Raw genomic sequence first — 20990 nt, 5'->3', positions numbered from 1 at the left:
GGGAGTATCTTTGATTTTCGCCTTATTCTCAGCATAAACAAAGGGCTTTTAAATATACTCCCGGGAGTATATTTTTGCCTCAGAAAGCTGTTTTACAGGCTTATTTACTCTGTAACAGCGCTTTCAGTATTCCTGCTGCCGGGCCCTGATTGTTCCAGGTCTGGGTCAGATCAAGGTCGCCGTTGGTGCTGACGAGGATCAGGATATGGCCGTTTTGGATGTCGAGCAGATTCAGGATACGCACACCGGCAATCCAGCCCTGACGTTCGACGATGGTGGTCGGTTTGCGTTCATCGGCACCTTTGAAAGGATAGACCCAGACGCCGAGCGCGCCGCCGGTCGCATTCGGTTTCAGCATGTCAGCGCGGGCGGCGGATGATAGCAGTTTGCCCGCAATGAAGGCGCGGTCAAAGGCGAGCAAGTCTTGCAGCGTGCCATACGACGAACCTGCCGCGCCGTAACTGGCGAAATTCACTTCCGGTTCGGCTTTGCCACCCAAGATGCCGTGCACATGCGCCGGGTTGTCTGGCATCGCGGCGTTGTACATGCCGGAATTTTTCATGCCTGATGGTTGGAATAAACGCTGTTGCAGCAATTGGGCAAATGCTTGTCCGCTGATTTTTTCCAGCAAGGCACCGAGCACAAGATAGTCGCAGTTGTTGTAATCAAACGTGCTGCCGGGCGCACTCTTCATTGGTCCTGCGCAGATGCCGGTAGCGAATGCCTGCATGTTGTCGCCATTATTGGCATTGCGCATGTGAAACGTGGGCTCTGCATTTTCATTGTAAAGGCCGGAATAATGCGTCAACAGTTGCCGAAGCGTGATCTGGCGCGCCTGCGGATTCGGATAATCGGGCCAATACTTTCCCAACGGCTGATCGAGTTGCAAACGTCCGGCATCGACTTCCTGCAGTATCAGAATCGCGGTCATTTGCTTAGTGATCGAGGCGAAACGGAAAGTACGTTGCAGATCGCCGAAGTCGGTGCTGCTTTTTTGCAGCAAGATTTTATCGCCGCGTGCTGCCAGTATCGCACCGCGGAAACCGCTGGCAAACAGCTGGCTGGCGGCGGTTTCCAGAGCATCAGGCTGTTTTGCCGCGACATTCTGGGTGGATAGAGAACTCAACAGACTCAGAACGATGAGGGCGCTGCTGCGCAGGAAGTGACTAAGGTGACAGAGGCGGTACATAGCTCTACTCCGGGAACAGATCAGAATCCGCAGTGTAACAAATCACGGTAAAAACGGAAGATTGTGCAGTGCAGGATAGGTGTCGCGATATAATGCCGCACCATGAATTTACTCAAAACTCTTGCTTCTATCAGCGGCATGACGATGTTGTCGCGTATTACAGGCTTGGCGCGCGACATTCTGATTAACAGCCAGTTCGGTGCGAATGCACTGTCCGATGCATTCAATATCGCGTTCCGTATTCCGAATCTTTTACGCCGTTTATTTGCCGAAGGCGCGTTCGCGCAAGCCTTTGTGCCGATTCTGGCCGAATATAAAGTCAGACAGGGCGAAGAAGCGACGAAGGCGCTGGTCGATCATGTCGCGACCTTGCTGACCTGGGCTTTGCTGCTGACCTGCGCCGCAGGTATCGTCGGTGCGCCGGTGATTTTATATGTGGCGGCGAACGGTTTGCTTGACCGGCCGGACGTATTTAACGCCAGCGTGGTGATGACGCGCATCATGTTCCCTTACATCGGTTTCATGTCGATGGTGGCGCTGGCTGGCGGCATTTTAAATACCTGGCGCGAATTCAAAATACCGGCTTTTACGCCGGTGATTTATAATCTGACCTCGATTGCAGGATCTTTGTGGCTGTCACGTTTTCTTGAGCAACCGATCTATGCGCTGGCGATTGCGGTTTTCGTTGGCGGTGTGTTGCAGATGGCGATACAGGTACCGGCTCTGGTCAAAATCGGCATGTTGCCACGCATAGGCTGGCGGCCGCATACCGCATGGCAGGACGAAGGCGTGCGCCGCATTGTGCGCAATATGCTGCCAGCAATATTGGCCGTCTCGGCGTCGCAGATCAGTATTCTGATCAACACCAGTCTGGCCTCCAAAATGGTCGCGGGCAGCACCAGCTGGCTTGCCAGCGCAGATCGTTTAATGGAATTTCCAACGGCGCTGCTCGGTGTAGCCTTAGGCACTATCTTGTTGCCGGGCTTGTCGAAAGCGAATGCCGATGGCGATACCACTGAGTATTCGGCACTGCTCGATTGGGGCTTACGCCTGACTTTCCTGCTGGCGATGCCTGCCGCCGTGGCGCTGGCGACGATACCCGAGGCGTTGACCGCCACCTTGTTCCATCATGGTAAATTTGACGATCATGCGGTGCAGATGACGTCGCATGCCTTGATTTCTTATGGCATCGGTCTGATCGGTCTGATCGTGGTGAAAATTCTGGCACCGGGATTTTACGCGCGGCAGGATATACGCACACCAGTCAAAATCGCACTGACCGTGATGATTGCGACGCAATTGCTGAATCTGGTGTTTGTGCCTTTGTTTGCGCATGCCGGTCTGGCTTTATCGGTCGGGCTGGGCGCTTGCGTTAATGCCTTGTTGCTGTTTATCGGCTTGCGCCGCCGCGGTATTTTTCATCCCAAAAAAGGCTGGCTGATGTTCCTGATCAAATTGGCTGCCGCATTAATGCTGATGGCCGCGGTGTCGTCATGGATGTCGGATCAGATACACTGGCTGGCAATGAAACATACTCCGCTATTGCGCGCAGGCGCTTTGTTCGTACTGATCCTGGTATCGGCGTCCGCGTATTTCGGTGCGCTGGCGGTGATGGGCTTTCGCCCCAAAGATTTCCGGAAAACAGCGAAGGTCTGACGTTGGTGATCGTAATAAAAAAGGGATGCCGCGGCATCCCTTTTTTATTGATTCAGCGCTGTACCGATCAGATGAAATGGCAAACGTAATCGAGGGTTTCCAGCGTTTCTATTTCAAAGCTGGAATTGGCTGGCACCTGAAATTGCTGGCCGCCTTCATACACTGACCATTCGCTGTCGCCTTTGACGCGGATGCGGCATTTGCCTGCGTTCAGTTCCATGATTTCAGCCGCGCCCGTATTGAATACCAGGCTCGATGGGAAAATCACGCCTATGGTTTTTTTTGTGCCGTCAGCCAGCAATACTGTGTGGGAAACACATTTGCCGTCGAAGTAAATATTCGCTTTTTTTACGACGCTGACCTGGTCGAATTGAGTTGTCATGTTGTTCTGTTCCAAAAAAACAGCCCGCATAAAAAGCGGGCTGAGTTGCATTGATAAAAGCGGGTGTATTTCCTGATTACTGACCGCGTTTTGCGCGGGCATTTGCTGCAATACGCATACGCAATGCGTTGAGCTTGATGAAGCCACCAGCATCCGCCTGGTTGTAAGCGCCGCCGTCTTCATCAAAAGTAGCAATGTTCATGTCGAACAGAGAATCTGTTTTGGAATCACGCGATACGGTGATCACATTGCCTTTGTACAGCTTGACGCGTACCCAGCCGTTGACCGTTTGTTGTGTGTGATCGATCAGGGTTTGCAGTGCGATACGCTCTGGCGCCCACCAGTAGCCGTTGTAAATCATGCTGGCGTAACGTGGCATCAGATCATCTTTCAAATGCGCGACTTCGCGATCCAGTGTGATCGATTCAATTGCACGGTGTGCACGCAGCATGATGGTGCCGCCTGGCGTTTCATAGCAACCACGGGATTTCATACCGACATAACGGTTTTCCACCAGATCGAGGCGGCCTATACCGTGTTTACCACCCAGACGGTTCAATTCAGTCAGCACCGCTGCTGGCGACAAGCGTTTGCCATTCAGGGCGACGATGTCACCGCGTTCAAATTCGATGTCCAGATATTCCGGTGCATCTGGTGCTGCTTCCGGGCTTACTGTCCAGCGCCACATCGATTCTTCGGCTTCAGCACTTGGGTTTTCAAGGTGGCGACCTTCAAAACTGATGTGCAGCAGATTCGCATCCATCGAATACGGCGCGCCACCATTTTTGTGTTTCTGGTCGATTTCTATGCCTGCGTCTTCTGCATATTTCATCAGTTTTTCGCGGGACAATAAATCCCATTCGCGCCATGGTGCAATGATCTTCACGCCCGGCATCAGCGCATAAGCACCGAGTTCGAAACGCACCTGATCATTACCTTTGCCAGTCGCACCGTGCGAGATCGCATCGGCACCGGTTTCTTTAGCGATTTCGATCAGGCGTTTGGCGATCAGCGGACGGGCAATCGATGTGCCAAGCAGGTATTCACCTTCGTAAATCGTGTTGGCACGGAACATAGGGAAAACGAAATCGCGGACGAACTCTTCACGCACGTCATCGATGTAAATATTTTCTGGCTTGATGCCGAATTTAATGGCTTTGGCACGTGCCGGTTCCAGCTCTTCACCCTGGCCCAGATCGGCAGTGAAGGTCACGATTTCGCATTGATAATTGTCTTGCAGCCATTTCAGAATGACTGAGGTATCCAGACCGCCGGAGTAGGCGAGGACGACTTTTTTAATATCGCTCATAGTGTGCTTTCAAAATGTCTATTTAAAACGGTGTGCTTGATCCGGCTTAGCTGATTTCGCCAACAACCAGATATTCTAATAAAGCTTTTTGTACGTGCAGACGGTTTTCTGCTTCATCCCAGACCACAGACTGCGGACCATCGATCACGCCAGCCGAAACTTCTTCGCCGCGATGAGCAGGCAGGCAATGCATAAACAGCGCATCCGCATTGGCGCGCGCCATTTTTTCTTCATCCACAATCCAGCCGTCAAATGCTTGCAGACGTGCCTGATTTTCGGCTTCGTAACCCATGCTGGTCCAGACATCGGTATTCACCAGATCGACCCCGGCACAGGCATCGGATGGATTGTCGAACAAGGTGTACTGCGATGGATCTGCACTGACCAGCGACATATCCATGTCGTAGCCTTTGGGTGTCGAAATGTGCAGATGGAAATTGAAGATCTGGGCGGCCTGCAACCACGAATACAGCATGTTGTTCGCGTCACCTATCCATGCGACTTTTTTGCCCGTGATAGAACCGCGATGTTCGATGTAGGTGAACACGTCGGCCAGTACCTGGCAAGGATGGTGCTGGTTAGTTAAACCGTTGATGACAGGGACGCGCGAATTGGCCGCGAATTTTTCTATCATCTCTTGTTCGAATGTCCGGATCATGATGATGTCGCACATACGGGACATGACCTGACCTGCGTCTTCGACAGGTTCGCCGCGACCAAGCTGACTGTCACGCGTATTCAGATAAATTGCCGCACCGCCGAGCTGATGCATGCCAGCTTCAAATGACAGACGGGTACGGGTGGAATTTTTCTCGAAAACCATCACCAGCGTTCTGTCGAGCAGAGGGTGATAGGTCTGATAAGCTTTGAACCTTTGTTTGATGATGCGCGCGCGTTGCATCACATATTCAAATTCGGTCAGCGTGAAATCGGAAAATTGCAGGAAGTGTTTGATAGCCATAAATAAAACCGGCAGCAAGTGAAGCTTGCCGCCGCCTGTTATAACTTCTTCATTATAAAGGATTAAAGCGGCTTTCCCATATTAAATTCAGAAGATGGCGGGTTTGAAAATTAATTTGTGGGCGCTTTTGACATTTATTTGCGAAAAATCAGCTTTGTTGTTGCGATATTGAAATGTTGTTTGATTGCGTGCGGAATTGTTAATTTTCGTGAATTAGTAAAAAAAAGTAACTCTACTTGATAATCTTATTGTTCTGACATCATTGGTTCTCGGTAAGCTATTTATAATGCCTCTGATTGTAGAATTTGTTTCTTCAGAGAATTCGTCGTTAATCTGACTGGCATTCGAGCTGGCAGATCATTTGTATTGAACAACATTTACCCGGATTAATTATTATGAGTGCACTTTTAGCCGGACTGACCGTCCTGATTATTGGCGATAGCCATATGTCCACACCTGATTATCTGATCACGACTTTGCACGATGATCTGATGAATAAAGGTGCCGTCGTTTATTCTTTCGGTGCCTGCGGCGTCGCGGCTGGTGACTGGATGGTGAAGAGTCAGTCTTCTTGCGGCGGTGCTGTTCGTCTGAAAGATGGTCCGGTCGAAGTGAAAACCGGGCAGGATGCAATGACGCGCCCGTTCAATGAACTGGTCAAAACCTACAAACCAAATCTGGTGGTTGTGGTGAATGGCGATACGATGGCGTCGTATTCTCAGCCAGAACTGCAAAAAAACTGGGTTTGGCAACAGGTTTCCCGTCTGACCAAAGGCGTCAAAAATAACAATGTGAGTTGCGTCTGGGTTGGCCCGGCCTGGGGTACTGAAGGCGGCAAATTCAATAAAACTTATGCCCGTGCCAAAGAAATGTCTGGTTACCTGTCTGAGATCGTGGCGCCATGCACTTATATCGATTCACTCAGCCTGTCTAAACCTGGCGAATGGGGCACGATAGATGGTCAGCATTTCGACGGTGCTGGCTATAAATCCTGGGGCAGTGCGATTGGTAATGCGATCACCACACCTGCGATTCTGAATTCAATCAAACGTTAATATCCAGATTGACCGGCCGTGCGCCACCAGATTTTTATCTGTGGCGCACGGGTGTTTTTGGCTGGCATGATGCCTGTTTGTATTGTCGGCTTTGTCTTTGACCGCATAGACTGATTCATCAAAATGAAAAAAATTATCCTTACTTGCCTGGCTTCCGTCTTGTCTCTGAGCGCTTACGCAGATAATCCTTTGTATGAAACCGGACCTGGTCAGGATTCATCCTTCGTGCGCTTTCTGAATGCCAGCAGCGATAAGGCGCTTGTCGTCAACGGCGCGGCTAAAGTGAGTCTGGATGTTAAAAATGAGAGTCGTGTTTCGCGGTTTTATCCGGTCAAGGCCGGCGATAAACTGAAGGCCAGTGTGCAAGTCGGTGCCGCTAAAACCAATGTGGAAGTTGTGGCGAAGCCGGGTGAATTTATTACTGTCACCATCCTGAATAAAGGAACGGCGCTTGAAAGTATGCTGGTGCGCGAAGCCCCAACGGATTTCAATGCCATGCGTTCTTCTATTTCTCTTATGAATGTTGATAGCAGTTGCGCTGCCGCCTCGCTGACGGGTGGCGCCAAGGCTGCGACGATTTTTGAAGGTGTTAAACCAGCCACAACACAACGCCGTCTGGTGAATCCTGTGGCGCTGACAGTGCAGGCGAATTGTGGCACTGATGCTGCCGGTGCAGCGGTCGATATGTCACAATTGCAAGCAGGGGAACGCTACAGTATTATCGTGATTCCTGCGAAAAAAGGTCGTCAGACTTTTTTTGTACGTGATTCCACTTCCTGATCTGAATCAGGACTTTTCTCATGGTATTCGCTTCTCTTGAGTTTCTGACGCTATTTCTGCCTCTGTTTTTTGCGCTGTATCTGGTCACACCGCAGCAGTATCGCAATCACACATTGTTGTTTGGCAGTTGGCTGTTTTATGCATGGTGGACGCCTAAATTTCTGCTGTTGATTATTGCGCTGACCATCCTTGCATGGGGCGCTGCGATCCTGATTGACCGAACCAATGATGAACGCCTGAAAACACGGCTGATGGCGGCAACCATAGTGTTGAATCTGGCGTCGCTGGTCTGGTACAAATACACCAACATGGTGGTGTCGTCGCTCAACACCATACTCACGGGGCGGCAGATGCCCGTCATACCGTGGGAAAACCTGATGCTGCCGATAGGCTTGTCGTTCACGGTATTACATGCGATTTCGTACATCGTGGATGTGCGTCGCAAGACCGTACCAGCACAGTACAGCTTTATTTCTTTCAGTGCGTATATGGCGATGTTCCCGCATCTGATCGCCGGCCCCATCGTCCGTTATAAAGTGATCGACAAAGAACTGCGCGAACGTGTTTTTTCATTTGAAAAATTCACGCTTGGCGCACGTCGTTTCATGATTGGTTTTTCGATGAAGGTCTTGATTGCCGATACGCTGGCACCGGTGGTGGCACTGGCGTTTGGCTTGAAAAATCCCGGCTTTGGCGATGCCTGGGTTGGCTGTATCGCCTATACGTTTCAACTGTATTTTGATTTCGCCGGTTATAGCGCAATGGCGATTGGCCTTGGGCTGATGCTGGGTTTTCATTTTGAGGAAAATTTCAATAACCCGTATCTTGCGGTGTCGATACAGGATTTCTGGCGGCGCTGGCACATGACCTTGTCGTCATGGTTACGGGATTATCTTTACATCAGCCTCGGCGGTAATCGTCAGGGAAAAATCCGCACCTATGTGAATCTGATGCTGACGATGGCAATCGGTGGTTTATGGCATGGTGGTGATAACTGGAATTATCTGATCTGGGGCATCATTCACGGTAGCGCGCTGTGCTGCGATCGCGCTTTTACTCAACGTGGTTGGTCTATGCCCAATTTCGCTTCGCGCAGCCTGACTTTGTTGGCGGTGATGTTTGCCTGGACGATCTTCCGTGCCGCAGGTTTCGACAACGCGCTCGACATGTGGGCGGGGCAACTTGGTTTAAACGGTATGAGTATCGGAGATGAAATTATTCTGGCTTTGCGCCCCGGTATTTTAATGACCTTCGTGATCGGTCTGATTTGCGTGGTTTATCCTGCGACCCGGATAGCGAAACAGGGCGGTCTCGGTATTATGAGCTGGAGTATGGTCTGGCCAGTACTTACCTTTGCTTATGCAGTAATCGTACTGGCAGGGCAAAAGGCAATTCCATTTTTGTACTTCCAGTTTTAAGAGGAAAACATGAGCGAATCTTTTTCCTTTAATGCAAAAAAAGCCGGAGCGTGGCGCTATGTGCCTGCCTTGTCGTTTGCGGCGATACTTGCTGCTGGCCTGGTTGCGACGGTATCGTCTTTGCAAGAGGTGCCATTGCAGAAATGGCGAGAGATGGGGGACGTGCAGAAGATTGTTCAGGGTGAAGCGACGCGGATGTTTACGACGCAGCTCAATGAACATTTTTCATGGAGTAAAACATTTGCCAAATTTGAGCGGGCGGTTCGATGGAATCTTGCGCGCGATGCTGGCCCGAATGTGCGTGTCGGTTGTGACGGTTGGTTTTTCTTACAGGAAGAGCTGACGACATTTGACGGCGGCGCACAGAATGCAAATGCACGCGCATACATGGTCGGACAGATTGCGCAAACCCTGAAAAAACAGGGCATACAACTGGTGGTGGCGGTCGTCCCCGATAAATCCCGTGTGGAACAGCAGCATCTTTGTGGTCTGCACCGGCCTGCGGGCTTTGCCCAGCGTGGCGATGACTGGATTAAGGCTTTGCGCGCAAAGCAGGTTGAGGTGATCGATCTGTATCCAGCGCTGAACAGTTTCAGTGGCGAGCGTTATTACCGGACCGATTCGCACTGGAGTGAGGCGGGTGCGAATGCGGCGGCAGCAGCGATTGCAAAGCATTTACAAAGTGCTGGCCTGGTTGATAAGTTTAATGCAGAGCTTTCTGCAGGTGCGGTGAAAACCGTGATCGCAGAGCGCATGGGGGATTTATTCCGCGTCGCCAATCTTGATGGATTACCGGCTGCTTTACGTCCCGCAATTGAAAGGACCGCGACCAGTACCGTGGCACCAGTCGCGAATAACAGCGACGATTTGTTTGGTGATGGCGGATTGCCTGCGGTGGCTTTAATCGGCACCTCATTCAGCTTGCGCGGTAATTTTGTGCCGTTTCTGAGTCAGCATCTGGCGGCACCGGTAGCGAATCTGGCCAAAGATGGCGGCGATTTTGATGGTTCCGCCTCAGCCTATCTGCACAGCAAAGCATTGCAGCAGGAACCGCCAAAAGTCGTAGTGTGGGAGATTCCAGAACGCATGTTGCAAAAGCCATTCAAGCCCTCAGAGCGTGCCTGGCTGGAAAGCCTGAAGCAAGGCAAGCTGTAATTCAACGCTGAAAATTCAATGGAAAAGTCAGCGTAAAAAATTCAGCAATCCGTAGCGATCAGTAACCGACCGTTTGTGCCGATTCATGCACGAGTTGTTCAAACAGCTCGTGCCGCATAGCGGCGATGCTGCCATCTTTTACTGCTGCCAGAATCGCGCAGCCAGGCTCGGCGTGATGGTGGCAATTGTAGAATTTGCAGTGCCCCAGATGCGGTAAAAATTCCGGGAACGCTCGTTCCAGCATGCCTTCGCTCAGATGATGTAAGCCAAATTCCTGAAAGCCGGGCGAATCGATCACATACGAATTTTCATCCATCTGATACAGACGGGTGAATGTGGTGGTGTGCTTGCCGGTATCCAGCGCTGCCGAAATTTCACGGGTGGCGATTTCCGCATCGGGAATCAGCAGATTGATCAGCGAGGATTTCCCCATTCCCGACTGGCCTATCAATATCGTGCTTTGGCCGTGCATCAGGTTTTCCATCGTGACCCGCGTGCCTTCAGGATCGGCCTTCGCCGAAACCTCATGCACCGGGTAGCCTAGCTTCGCATACAAGCCGACACGTTCACGCGCTTTCGGTAGTGATTCGGTAACATCCACTTTATTCAGAATCAGATGCGGCTTGATGCCGGAGGATTCTGCCGCAACCAGTGCACGCGAGACCAGATCGTCAGTAAAGCTGGGTTCGGTCGCCACCACAATCAGCAGTTGCGTGAGATTCGCTGCCAGCATTTTTGACTTGTACTGATCTGAGCGGTACAGCAAGGTTTTACGCGGGGTAATGGCTTCTATCACGCCCTGATTTTTTGATGTCAGCGCGAATTCAACCACGTCACCGACAGAGACATCACTTTTCTTGCCACGTGTGACGCAATGCAGTTTTTGTACTTCGCCGTTGATCGTCGCCTGTATCAGGTAATGACGGCCATGCGCAGCGATAACCAGACCTTGTAGATGCGCCATCAGGAAAAACTTTGCTCAAAAATGGCGTCGATTTTAGCGGCGCAGATGAAGTCGTTTTCTGAAATGCCGCCTTTGCCGCCGTTCACCGTATGCGTGTCAAAACGAACCACACAACGGTTATAAGTGACGACCAGTTCCGGATGATGGTCTTCTGCATGAATCACATACGCAATCGCGTTGATGAACGACAGTGTTTCGTAATAATTTTTGAACTGATAGGTTTTAACGATGCGCGCACCGTCGACTGCCCAGCCTGGCGTGGCGGCCAGATAAGCAGATAATTCCGATTCCGGTAATCCGGTGAAGGTTTCTTGCGATTTTTTGGCGAGCAAGTCGGCGGTTTTAATCATGGTTATTCCTGAGGTTATTTCTCACGTTATGTCTGACTTTATTTCTAAAATTACGCGGCTGACGACGCCGCCAGCAATTTGTTAATGCGTACCGTCGCTGGTGGATGCGAATCATAAAAAGCAGAATGCAGCGGATCAGGCGTCAGGGTAGACGCATTGTCTTCATACAGTTTCACCAGCGCTGCCACCAGATCATTGGCATCGGTATGTTTGGCGGCGAAGGCATCAGCCTCAAATTCATGTTTGCGCGAGCTGATTGAGGTCAGCGGCGAGAACAGGAAGGTAAACACAGGCACGCTCAGCATAAATAAAATCAAGGCCATCGCGTCATTTTTTGCCAGCAGCATAGGTTCAACACCAAGCCCCGTATAAAACCAGATCTGTTCTTTCAGATAGCCCAGCAAGCCTAGAAAAACCAGTGACATGCCAAAAATCACGATCATACGTTTGACGATATGTTTTAACTTAAAATGACCGAGTTCGTGCGCCAGTACTGCTTCAATTTCAGCCGGTGCCAGACGCGACAATAAGGTATCAAAAAAGACGATGCGTTTAGATGCGCCAAACCCGGAAAAATACGCATTGCCGTGGGCGCTGCGTTTAGAACCGTCCATCACGAACAGGCCTTTCGATGCAAAACCGACGCGCTCCATCAGACCTTCGATACGCGCACGCAGACCATCATCTTCCAGCGGGGTGAATTTATTAAACAGCGGTGCAATCACGCTGGGGTAAATCAGCATCATCAATAACTGAAAGCCGCTCCAGAATAGCCACGCATACAGCCACCACAACGCACCGGATTTATCCATCAGCGTCAGCACGACCCATATCAGCGGCAGGCCAATCACCGCGCCCAGCAGCGTGCTTTTTATCAGGTCGCCAAAGAACAGGCCCGGCGTCATTTTATTAAAGCCAAACTTCTGTTCGAGCACGAATTGCGAGTAATACGAAAATGGCAGTTCCAGCAAACTGCTGACGACGGCAAATGCGGCGATCAGACTGATCTGATACCACATTCCCGGGCCGGTGATTTTGACCAGTGTGACAGACAGCCACTGCAAGCCGCCAAACAAGGTGAAGCCGATCAGGACAAGCGCGTTAAATATCAGCAGCACCAGTCCGAGTTTGGTCTTGGCAATGGTGTAGTCGGCGGCTTTCTGATGTGCTGCCAGCGGGATTTTTTCGGCAAATTGCGCAGGCACCTGAGAACGGTGTTGCAGTATGTGGCGAATGTGGCGCGAGCCCAGCCAGAACTGCACCAGCAGCGTGACCAGCAGAAAGGAAATGAAGAAAACCGAAAAGGCGACTGAAATCATGGGAAAATGTGACATTCGTAAAAAAGCTAAGGAAGAATTATGTCACAAGCGACCGACATTCAAGCAAACACACCACCTGCACGCCCAAATGAAATGAATCTGATCTGGGTGGACATGGAAATGACCGGCCTTGACCCTGATAATGACCGCATTATCGAAGTGGCTGTGGTAGTCACGGATTCGCAATTGAATGTGCTGGCAGAAGGCCCTGTATTTGCCATCCATCAGTCGGATGAAACGCTGAACAAAATGGACGCCTGGAATAAAGGCACACATGGCCGCTCCGGCCTGATCGATAAAGTCAAAGCATCGACGTTCAGCGAAGCCGATGCTGAAGAAGCATTGATCGCGTTTCTGAAACCGTATGTGCCAGCCGGTAAATCGCCGATGTGCGGTAACTCGATTTGTCAGGATCGCCGTTTCATGGCGCGCGGCATGCCTAAGCTGGAAGCGTTTTTCCACTACCGCAATCTGGATGTGTCCACGCTGAAAGAACTGTGCCGCCGCTGGAAACCGGAATTATCGACAGGATTTAAAAAGCATCAGAAGCACACCGCGCTGGCCGACATCGTTGAATCCATCGAGGAACTCAAGTATTACCGTCAGCATTTCATCAAGGAATAAGTTGAGTGCGATGTTGCCTCTGCGGCGTTGCGGACATAGGAATACAGCAGCAGACATAGGCGGACATAAAAAAAGCGACGGTCAAAATGGCCGTCGCTTTTTTATTCCTGATTTTTCATATACTCCCAGGGAGTATGTATTTTGGCATCGCTAACCTCCTTTTTTTATAAGGAGATATTCGCAATTAAATAAGATACTCCCTGAAAAATGGCAAAAACAGAGCCAAAAAGGTTGTTTTCAGACCATTTTCTGCGCTGCCAGTGCTTAAACGCCCAGCAGTTCTACTTCAAAAATCAAAGTTGCATTCGGTGGAATCACACCGCCGGCGCCGCGTGGGCCGTAGCCGAGGCTGGATGGGATAGTCAGGATGCGGGTGCCGCCGATTTTCATGCCTTGTACGCCTTCATCCCAGCCTTTGATCACGTGACCAGCACCGAGTGGGAAAGAGAAAGGATCATTGCGGTCTTTGCTGGAATCGAATTTCGCGCCAGCGCTGCCATCGGCATTTTGCAACCAGCCTGTGTAATGAACGACAACGTGATTGCCTGCTTGCGCTTCTGCGCCTTCGCCGACGATTTTATCTTCGTATTGCAAACCGCTGACGGTAGTAATTGTGCTCATGGTTTCCCCTTCATTTGTCAAAAAAGTGGCGCAATTGTAGAGCAAAAACAGATTCGGGCGCTGGAATCAGCCCGGATGATGCCCTTTTCTTCGCGGAGCGGTGTTTCCTGAGTGAAAGTTGTCGCCTTGATTTTTCTCAATATCGGCTGAAAAGTAAAAAAACAGCAAGCCTGATCTAAGCCGCTGACGACTATGCACGGTAAAATGCAGACTTAATTCATTTATTGGCGGTCTTCTTTCATGCGTAGTCGTTCTTTGTTGGCATCTCTGTTTTTTGGTTTATTGGTTCCCGCCGTTGTACCGGCAGCACAGTCAAACGTTGTGGTCGTGCTGAATTCGCGTGATGCGACGGTCAGTCTGCTGGATCAGCAGACGTACAAAGAAATCAGTACTTTTCCTATCGGTAAAGAACCACATCACCTGATGGCGACGCCGGATAATAAATCTCTGATTGTGGCGAATGCGATTGGTGACGAGCTGGTGTTTCTTGACCCTAAGAGTGGTCAGATTCAGCGTCGTATCAAGGATATTGCCGATCCGTATCAGATCGGTTTTTCACCGGATCAGAAATGGTTCGTCTCAAATTCGCTGCGCCTTGATCGCGTCGATTTTTATAAATTCGATGGTCAGGATCTGAAGCTGGTGAACCGTGTTCCGCTGGCGAAGTTACCTAGCCACATGGCATTTGATGCCGCCAGCACAACCGTGTTCATTACTCAGCAAGGTAGCGATCAGGTGTCGGCAATTGATCTGGCGACCCAGAAAGTGAAATGGACGATTCCTGTCGGTAAGTTGCCAGCGGGTATCGTGATGACGCCGGATGATAAATATCTGCTGGTCGGCATCATGGGCAAAGATTACGTTGAAGTGATTGACTGGCGTACGCAAAAAACCGTCAAACGGATTAAAGCGGGTGTCGGCACCCATAATTTCCGTGCGCTGGGCGATAAGCGTCATGTGTTTGTCTCTAACCGCACCTCGAATGAAATCAATATCCTCGATCAGCAAACACTGGAAATGGTCGGCAGTATTCCTGTTCCCGGCGGCCCTGATTGCATGGAAGTCAGTGAAGATGGTAAGACTTTGTGGGCGACTCTGCGCTGGATTAAAAAAGTAGCGGTCGTCGATATTCCATCCAGAAAAGTCATCAAGCTTATTCCGGTTGGCCGCTCCCCGCATGGCGTTTTCTTTGCCAATCGTGCCGGCAACATCTAAGCACAATCCTTACCTTGCAGCCGCACTGGCAGCCCTGATTCTGCCGGTGCAGATCAGCGCTGTCGCAGCGACCGCAGCCGCTCACTCTGCCGCATGTAAGGGAACGATTTATCTGACATTTGATACTGGCAGCCAGTCGCAGGCGGAATTGATTGCGGCAACACTGCGTCGCCATCAGATCAAGGCCACCTTTTTTCTGGCGAACGAAAAAACGGTGCGTGACGATTATTCTCTCGATCCATCGTGGGCACCATATTGGAAAACGCTGGCAAATGAAGGCCATGCGTTTGGAGCGCACACTTTCGATCACGTTTACGTGATCGGTGATTTGCCTGATGGCCGGATTGAAGTACGCCCGCAGTTCGGCGCTGATGCAGGAAAAAAACTGACGTGGACGCCGCAACAATATTGCAGCGAATTGCGTCGTGTGAACCAGCGTTTCCTTCAACTGACCGGTAAGCAACTTGATCCCTACTGGCGCGCGCCTGGCGGTAAGCTGACACCGAATTTATTGAAAGCGGGCGAAGCTTGCGGTTACCGTCATGTGGCATGGGCGCCTGCCGGTTTTTCCGGCGATGAATTATCCAGCGAAAAATTCAGTAATGCGTTGCTGTTAAAACGCGCACTCGATCATTTACGTGATGGCGATATTTTCATGGCGCACCTCGGCATCTGGTCGCGCAAGCAGGCCTGGGCACCGGAAAATCTGGACCCCTTGATTACCGGGCTTGAGCAAAAATCCTTTTGTTTTGCTACGCTACGCGAGCATCCTTCCTATACCACTGGCAAATAATGAATTTCATTGCTTACTTCTCAGATTTACTGACCAACCTGCAATCCTGGATTTTTCAAGCCATCGTGCAGCCGACGATGTTTTATGTCGGGCTGGGTGAATATGTGGAAGATTCATTTGAGGGTGTTGAGTGGTTTATCTTCGGCGTATTACAACTGATTATTTTGTTCCTGATCTTGCGCCCGTTGGAGTCCTGGATACCGGTACACAAGATCACCGATCGTTACGCCCGCTGGAATGATTTCATTTATACCGCCTTGCATCGCCTGGGCGCGTTTTCGATGGTGGTGTTTTTTCTGCTGACACCTGTATTTGATTATCTGACAGCGGTCTTGCATTTGCAGGGCGTCAATCCTTTTAATCTTGAAAATCTGTGGTCAGGTTTCTTGCAATATCCGGCCTTGCTATTTATTGCTTATCTGTTTGTGCTGGATTTTTTTGATTACTGGTATCACCGCGCCAGCCATCAGTTCAACTGGTGGTGGGGTTTGCACAGTCTGCACCACAGTCAGCGCAATATGAATCTGTGGAGCGATAACCGTAATCATTTGCTCGACGATTTTTTGCGCGATATTTACATGGGCATGATCGCGATTGTGATAGGCGTGGAGCCGGGTCAGTATGTGATGCTGGTGATGGCCTCGCAAATGTTGCAGAGTCTGCAGCATGCGAATGTGCGTCTGCATTTCGGCCGGTTCGGTGATTATTTACTGGTGTCGCCACGCTATCACCGCATGCATCACGCGATTGGTCTGGGGCATGAAACGCAAGGCAAAGGCACCTTGGGCGGGCATAATTTTGCCGTCCTGTTTCCGCTATGGGATGTGCTGTTTGGCACAGCCTTATTCAGTCAAGAATATGCCGAGACCGGCATTCGTGATCAGTTACCTGCACCGGAAGGATGTTCCCGCGACTATGGTCGTGGATTCTGGGCGCAGCAATGGCTGGGGCTCAAACGCATGACCGGCTTGGAAAAGGAAACGCACTCATGAATATTGCTGCGGTGGGTATCGCATGGGGGAGAGCGGTTGCGGCGCAATTACACTTTCGCATGCTGCTACTGACCTTCATTCCATTTCTGGCTGCGCTGTTGATCTGGAGCGTCGCCATGTGGTTTGGTCTGCAGGCGTTGATCGATTATCTGCAACTATGGTTTGCCGATCACAACAGTTTTCAGACCGCCGGTGACATCCTGAGAATGATAGGCTTGTTCACATTAAAAGCGATGGTGGTGCCGCTGGTGGCGATGTGGCTGTTGCTACCGCTGATGGTGTTTACCGCTTTATTGTGCATAGGCTTGTTTGCGATGCCTGCGATCAGCAAACATGTCGGGTCCCGCCATTATCCGCAACTGGAACAACGGCATGGTGGTTCTTTGCTCGGCAGCATAGGGTATTCACTCAGTTCATTTGTGATTTTTGCGGTTGTCTGGCTGCTGACGTTACCGCTGACTTTATTTCCTCCTGTGAGTCTGGTCTTACAACCCTTGTTATGGGGTTGGCTCACTTATCGCGTGATCGTCTATGACGCGCTGGCTGAACATGCCGATGCGGATGAACGTCGCGCATTGATGAAACAGCATCGCTGGTCTTTATTATTCATGGGAACGATTGCGGGTATATTCGGTGCCGCGCCGGGCTTGTTGTGGCTGGGTGGCGTGATGGCGGTGATGTTCTTGCCGGTGATCGCCGGATTTGCGATCTGGCTGTATGTGCTGGTATTTGTTTTTTCCGGTCTGTGGTTCCAGCACTATTGTCTGGCGGCGCTGGCACAACAGCGGGCAGCAGCGTCGTCTGCTCTTGTACAATAAGCGCATCACGAATTCCAACAAAGGAACGCATATGGCTATCGGTCTGATCATCATCGGTGACGAAATTCTTTCAGGCAAACGCCAGGATAAGCACTTGCCGCAAGTGATCGCCGCATTGAATGCGCGCGGTCTGCAACTGGATTGGGCTGAGTACGTCGGTGATAACCGCGAACGGATTACGGCGACCCTGCAACGCAGTTTTGCCAGTGGTGATATCGTTTTTTCGACTGGCGGCATCGGTGCCACACCGGATGATCACACCCGTCAATGTGCCGCCGCAGCACTGAATCTGCCGCTGGAATTACATACTGAAGCGAAGACACTGATACAGCAACGGGTACTGGAAATGGCTGCTGAGGCCGGTAAGACCGTGGATCTGAACAGCCCCGATCATTTGCAGCGCCTGAAGATGGGCGAGTTTCCGCAAGGTGCGGCGCTGATTCCGAATCCTTACAACAAAATTCCTGGCTTTGCGATACGTCAGCATTATTTCGTTCCGGGCTTTCCGGTGATGGCCTGGCCGATGATAGAGTGGGTGCTGGATACGCATTATTCACATCTGTTTCATCAACAGGCAAGAGCAGAAAAAGCCGTGCTGGTATACGAGGCAATAGAGTCCGTGCTGACACCGTTAATGGAAGCACTCGAAGCGGAATTCCCGCTGATTAAAGTCTTCAGTCTGCCCAGCGTTGGCACAGAGACGCAGCGCCGACATATCGAGCTGGGCGTCAAAGGTGACCCGGAACAGGTAGAGGCCGCATTTAAGAAAATGCTCGCAGGCCTCGATCATTTTCAATCTGAATATGTGCCGGTACCGCTGAGTTCCGACGCCTGATGCAAAAGATCAAGTTCACCCTGTTTTCGCTGCGCGACCTGATCATCGCGTTTGGTCCGGTGACACTGATGGTGCTGATTGTCTGCGGCCTGGGATTCTGGCTGGTGGACCCGGCACCGCCGCGCATTATCGACATTTCCACCGGTCCGGAAAATAGTGCTTACGAACGTTTTGCCAAGTTATATGCTGCGGAGCTGGCAAAAAATCAGATTCAGCTACGGTTTAAAACCTCGCAAGGTTCGCAGGAAAACTTGCAACGCATCAGCGACCCTGATTCGGAAATCGAAGTCGGCTTTGTGCGAAGTGGTTCAACTGACCGCACGGAAGCGGCAGAAAAAGGACTGGTCTCGCTCGGCAGTTTGTTTTACGAACCGATCTGGATTTTTTACCGCGATAAAAAAGAATTCACGACCATCAGCCAGTTCAGAGGGCGACGCATTAATGTCGGCCCTGACGGCACCGGTGTTGGCCGTATTTTCGAGCAGATTTTATCGGTGAATAACATGAGTGCTGATGATGTCAGTTTCCAACATCTCGACGATACGCCTGCGACGGTAGCATTTCTGGCAGGCCAGTTGGATGTACTGGTATTCAGCACCGCCAGTGATGCGCCGCTGGTGCAGATGCTGCTGCAGACTCCTGGTGTGCGCTTATTTGACTTTGTGCAGGCCGAAGCCTATACCCGCCGTTTTCCTTATCTGTCGCAAGTGACTTTACCGCGCGGCATCGTCGATATCGGCTTGGATTTACCAGCCCGCGATTATCACCTGATCTCACCAACAGCAACGCTGGTGGCGCACGAAAGCCTGCATCCTGCATTGACCGGTCTGTTGTTGCAGGCCGCTGCTAAAATTCACAGTCGCGCCGACTGGCTGAGCAAGCAGGGTGAGTTTCCTTCCGATCGCTACACCGAAATTCCGGTGTCGGGTGAAGCTGAAAAATTCTATAAAAGCGGTGCGCCTGTGCTGCAACGTTATCTGACGTTCTGGGTCGCGAATTTTATCGAGCGCATGTGGGTGGTGATCGTTGCGCTGGGTGCTTTGTTTTTGCCCTTATCAAAAATTATTCCCCCTTTATACGTCTGGCGTATCCGCTCCAGAATTTATCGCTGGTATGGTCAGTTACGTACGGTCGAGCAGATCATCGATAACCTGAGCAGTTCAGATAAAAAAGCGACGCTGGAAAAACAATTGAATTATCTTGATGAAATTGAAGACAAGGTAAACCGCATCAGCGTTCCTCTTTCGTATGCAGAGGAATTATATGGTCTGCGCAGTCATATCCAGTTCGTACGAACCCGGGTGCAATCTTTGCTAAAAAGCAGATAAGTCCTGCGCACCATTTCATCACATTGAAAGGACTGGTGCCTGTACGCCTGCTGTCAGTAAATCTAATGCCTGTCGCAATGTGTTGTCGTTGATGTCCAGCATCTGATCGCCGACATACCATTCAAACATGCAATAACCTGGCAGTGCGGTATGGACGGCATTATTGAATAACCAGATACCGTGTTCGGTAGCGATTCGGTTGCGCAACTGTATGGCGGATTCTTTGTCTGTCGGCAAATGCAGATGCAACATATTACAGTGCGGTGTTGCAGGGTTCGCGATGAATGCCGGATAGTCTTTTAATACAGCATAGATTTCCCTGGTGCGCTGAAAATATGCTGGCATCGCCGCAAGACGCTGATCGAATTGCATAGCAGCGGCAATGACATACGGCGTGCGGCGGAAAACGTTACCACCTTGCCTGTGCATCCAGACTCTGGCCTTCGCAATGAAATCGGTACGACCGACAAGCATAGCACCAGCAAATCCGCCTATGCCTTTGTAAAATGAAACGTAGACACTATCAAAACCTGCAGCGATGTCGCTCAACGGTTTGTTGAAACCGCAGGCAGCTTCCCATAACCTTGCGCCATCCATGTGCAGATGAATGTCTTGCTGACGGCAATAGGTTTTTATTGCAATGAGTTCTTCCCAGCCCGGTAATTGCCCGCCGATCTCGCGCATAGGTAATTCGTACTGCGCAGCGGCGATATGTTCGGGCTGTGTTTGCAGGTCTTGCAGCGTCCACGGACGGTGCGGGTTACCGATGTTCAATGCGGTGAAATAATCCATGACCTGAAAGTTACTGCGTTCATGCAAAAGCAGGTGTGAGGTCGGATGCAGCGCAACCAGCGAACTGCCACGTTCTTCACAGGCCAGTTTTAATGCGATCACTTGCGCCATGGTGCCGCTGATACAGAACATCGCGGATTCCATTCCCAGCAGACCGGCAATTTTTTTCTCAAATGACTGCAGAAAATCGCCTTCACCATACACATCATGCTCAATATTATTTGTTTCGCACCAGCTCGCCATCTGTGCAAAACTCTGTGCCGGGGTTAGCGCTTTATGACCGGGCAGGATCGTATGACAGGTGTTTTTCAGGGCAATAATCTCGGCGTTAGTCACAGTCTTCTCCGGTCAGATTCTTTTCTTTGGTAGTGCGGATAAAATCGCAGGCTGAAGTATGCCATCTCTGCCATACGTTTTTGGATAGTCGGAATGTA

21 protein-coding genes are annotated in these 20990 nt (G+C 50.8%); 12 read left to right on the top strand and 9 right to left on the bottom strand.

The window, feature by feature from the left end:
- Positions 1-100: 100 nt before the first annotated feature.
- Positions 101-1189: a serine hydrolase gene (locus Undi14_RS05245; protein ID WP_200178483.1), complete on the bottom strand. Its 1089-nt coding sequence runs from the start codon at positions 1187-1189 to the stop codon at positions 101-103.
- 102 nt (positions 1190-1291) lie between these two features.
- Between Undi14_RS05245 and murJ the strand changes: the two genes are divergently transcribed.
- Positions 1292-2845 carry a murein biosynthesis integral membrane protein MurJ gene (gene murJ / locus Undi14_RS05240; protein ID WP_200178482.1) on the top strand — a complete coding sequence of 518 codons (1554 nt, stop codon included), beginning with the start codon at positions 1292-1294 and terminating at the stop codon, positions 2843-2845.
- Between the two features lie 67 nt (positions 2846-2912).
- Here the strand turns inward: murJ and Undi14_RS05235 are convergent, their stop codons facing one another.
- The 3 genes from Undi14_RS05235 to argF form a co-directional block, all read right to left on the bottom strand.
- A complete protein-coding gene (locus tag Undi14_RS05235) occupies positions 2913-3227 on the bottom strand; it encodes a pyrimidine/purine nucleoside phosphorylase (protein ID WP_200178481.1) in 315 nt (104 codons plus the stop codon).
- 76 nt (positions 3228-3303) lie between these two features.
- Positions 3304-4536, bottom strand: coding sequence for an argininosuccinate synthase (locus Undi14_RS05230; RefSeq protein ID WP_200178479.1), 1233 nt, complete (start codon positions 4534-4536; stop codon positions 3304-3306).
- A gap of 46 nt (positions 4537-4582) precedes the next feature.
- Positions 4583-5497 carry an ornithine carbamoyltransferase gene (argF, locus tag Undi14_RS05225; RefSeq protein WP_186883211.1) on the bottom strand — a complete coding sequence of 305 codons (915 nt, stop codon included), beginning with the start codon at positions 5495-5497 and terminating at the stop codon, positions 4583-4585.
- 395 nt (positions 5498-5892) lie between these two features.
- Here argF and Undi14_RS05220 point away from each other — a divergent pair, with 395 nt between their 5' ends.
- The 4 genes from Undi14_RS05220 to Undi14_RS05205 all read left to right on the top strand — a co-directional run bounded on the left by Undi14_RS05220 (position 5893) and on the right by Undi14_RS05205 (position 9905).
- Positions 5893-6552 (top strand): SGNH/GDSL hydrolase family protein, encoded by a 660-nt coding sequence (locus Undi14_RS05220; protein ID WP_234030430.1) that lies wholly within the window; start codon positions 5893-5895, stop codon positions 6550-6552.
- A 123-nt stretch (positions 6553-6675) separates the two neighbouring features.
- Entirely contained in the window at positions 6676-7332 is a 657-nt protein-coding gene (locus Undi14_RS05215) for an alginate O-acetyltransferase AlgF (protein ID WP_186883213.1), read from the top strand.
- A gap of 20 nt (positions 7333-7352) precedes the next feature.
- Entirely contained in the window at positions 7353-8750 is a 1398-nt protein-coding gene (locus tag Undi14_RS05210; protein ID WP_200178477.1) for an MBOAT family protein, read from the top strand.
- A 9-nt stretch (positions 8751-8759) separates the two neighbouring features.
- A complete protein-coding gene (locus Undi14_RS05205) occupies positions 8760-9905 on the top strand; it encodes a cell division protein FtsQ (protein ID WP_200178475.1) in 1146 nt (381 codons plus the stop codon).
- 58 nt (positions 9906-9963) lie between these two features.
- Here Undi14_RS05205 and rsgA read toward each other — a convergent pair whose 3' ends face one another.
- Genes rsgA through Undi14_RS05190 form a run of 3 tightly spaced genes read right to left on the bottom strand, consistent with a single transcriptional unit; the run spans position 9964 to position 12538 of the window.
- Positions 9964-10869 (bottom strand): ribosome small subunit-dependent GTPase A, encoded by a 906-nt coding sequence (gene rsgA / locus Undi14_RS05200; protein WP_200178474.1) that lies wholly within the window; start codon positions 10867-10869, stop codon positions 9964-9966.
- Positions 10869-11219: a 4a-hydroxytetrahydrobiopterin dehydratase gene (locus tag Undi14_RS05195; protein WP_200178472.1), complete on the bottom strand. Its 351-nt coding sequence runs from the start codon at positions 11217-11219 to the stop codon at positions 10869-10871. The genes rsgA and Undi14_RS05195 overlap by 1 nt, the downstream gene beginning before the upstream one ends.
- A 50-nt stretch (positions 11220-11269) precedes the next feature.
- The gene (locus Undi14_RS05190; protein ID WP_200178471.1) at positions 11270-12538 is read right to left on the bottom strand and encodes a M48 family metallopeptidase; all 1269 of its coding nucleotides are present in this window, start codon (positions 12536-12538) and stop codon (positions 11270-11272) included.
- A 39-nt stretch (positions 12539-12577) separates the two neighbouring features.
- Here Undi14_RS05190 and orn point away from each other — a divergent pair, with 39 nt between their 5' ends.
- Entirely contained in the window at positions 12578-13162 is a 585-nt protein-coding gene (gene orn, locus Undi14_RS05185) for an oligoribonuclease (RefSeq protein WP_186896698.1), read from the top strand.
- 264 nt (positions 13163-13426) lie between these two features.
- Here the strand turns inward: orn and Undi14_RS05180 are convergent, their stop codons facing one another.
- Positions 13427-13783, bottom strand: coding sequence for an FKBP-type peptidyl-prolyl cis-trans isomerase (locus tag Undi14_RS05180; RefSeq protein WP_186896697.1), 357 nt, complete (start codon positions 13781-13783; stop codon positions 13427-13429).
- Positions 13784-14023: 240 nt separating this feature from the next.
- Between Undi14_RS05180 and Undi14_RS05175 the strand changes: the two genes are divergently transcribed.
- From Undi14_RS05175 to Undi14_RS05150, 6 genes are read left to right on the top strand one after another with little or no spacing between them, the layout of a single operon-like run.
- Positions 14024-14998, top strand: a complete 975-nt coding sequence (locus Undi14_RS05175) for a cytochrome D1 domain-containing protein (RefSeq protein WP_200178470.1) — start codon at positions 14024-14026, stop codon at positions 14996-14998.
- Positions 14999-15032: 34 nt separating this feature from the next.
- On the top strand, positions 15033-15791 hold the full coding sequence (locus Undi14_RS05170; RefSeq protein WP_234030478.1) for a polysaccharide deacetylase family protein: 759 nt from the start codon (positions 15033-15035) through the stop codon (positions 15789-15791).
- Positions 15791-16783 (top strand): sterol desaturase family protein, encoded by a 993-nt coding sequence (locus Undi14_RS05165; RefSeq protein WP_200178468.1) that lies wholly within the window; start codon positions 15791-15793, stop codon positions 16781-16783. The genes Undi14_RS05170 and Undi14_RS05165 overlap by 1 nt, the downstream gene beginning before the upstream one ends.
- Entirely contained in the window at positions 16780-17601 is an 822-nt protein-coding gene (locus Undi14_RS05160) for an EI24 domain-containing protein (RefSeq protein ID WP_234030429.1), read from the top strand. The genes Undi14_RS05165 and Undi14_RS05160 overlap by 4 nt, the downstream gene beginning before the upstream one ends.
- A 31-nt stretch (positions 17602-17632) precedes the next feature.
- On the top strand, positions 17633-18436 hold the full coding sequence (locus Undi14_RS05155; RefSeq protein WP_200178465.1) for a molybdopterin-binding protein: 804 nt from the start codon (positions 17633-17635) through the stop codon (positions 18434-18436).
- On the top strand, positions 18436-19764 hold the full coding sequence (locus tag Undi14_RS05150; protein ID WP_200178463.1) for a TAXI family TRAP transporter solute-binding subunit: 1329 nt from the start codon (positions 18436-18438) through the stop codon (positions 19762-19764). Before Undi14_RS05155 ends, Undi14_RS05150 begins: the two co-directional genes overlap by 1 nt.
- Positions 19765-19782: 18 nt before the next feature.
- Here the strand turns inward: Undi14_RS05150 and Undi14_RS05145 are convergent, their stop codons facing one another.
- A complete protein-coding gene (locus tag Undi14_RS05145; RefSeq protein ID WP_200178460.1) occupies positions 19783-20892 on the bottom strand; it encodes a beta-eliminating lyase-related protein in 1110 nt (369 codons plus the stop codon).
- Positions 20893-20990: the final 98 nt, after the last annotated feature.

This window comes from Undibacterium sp. 14-3-2, assembly GCF_016595265.1.
GTDB classification, from domain to species: domain Bacteria; phylum Pseudomonadota; class Gammaproteobacteria; order Burkholderiales; family Burkholderiaceae_D; genus Undibacterium; species Undibacterium aquatile.
This window is presented reverse-complemented; position numbering and strand designations above follow the sequence as displayed.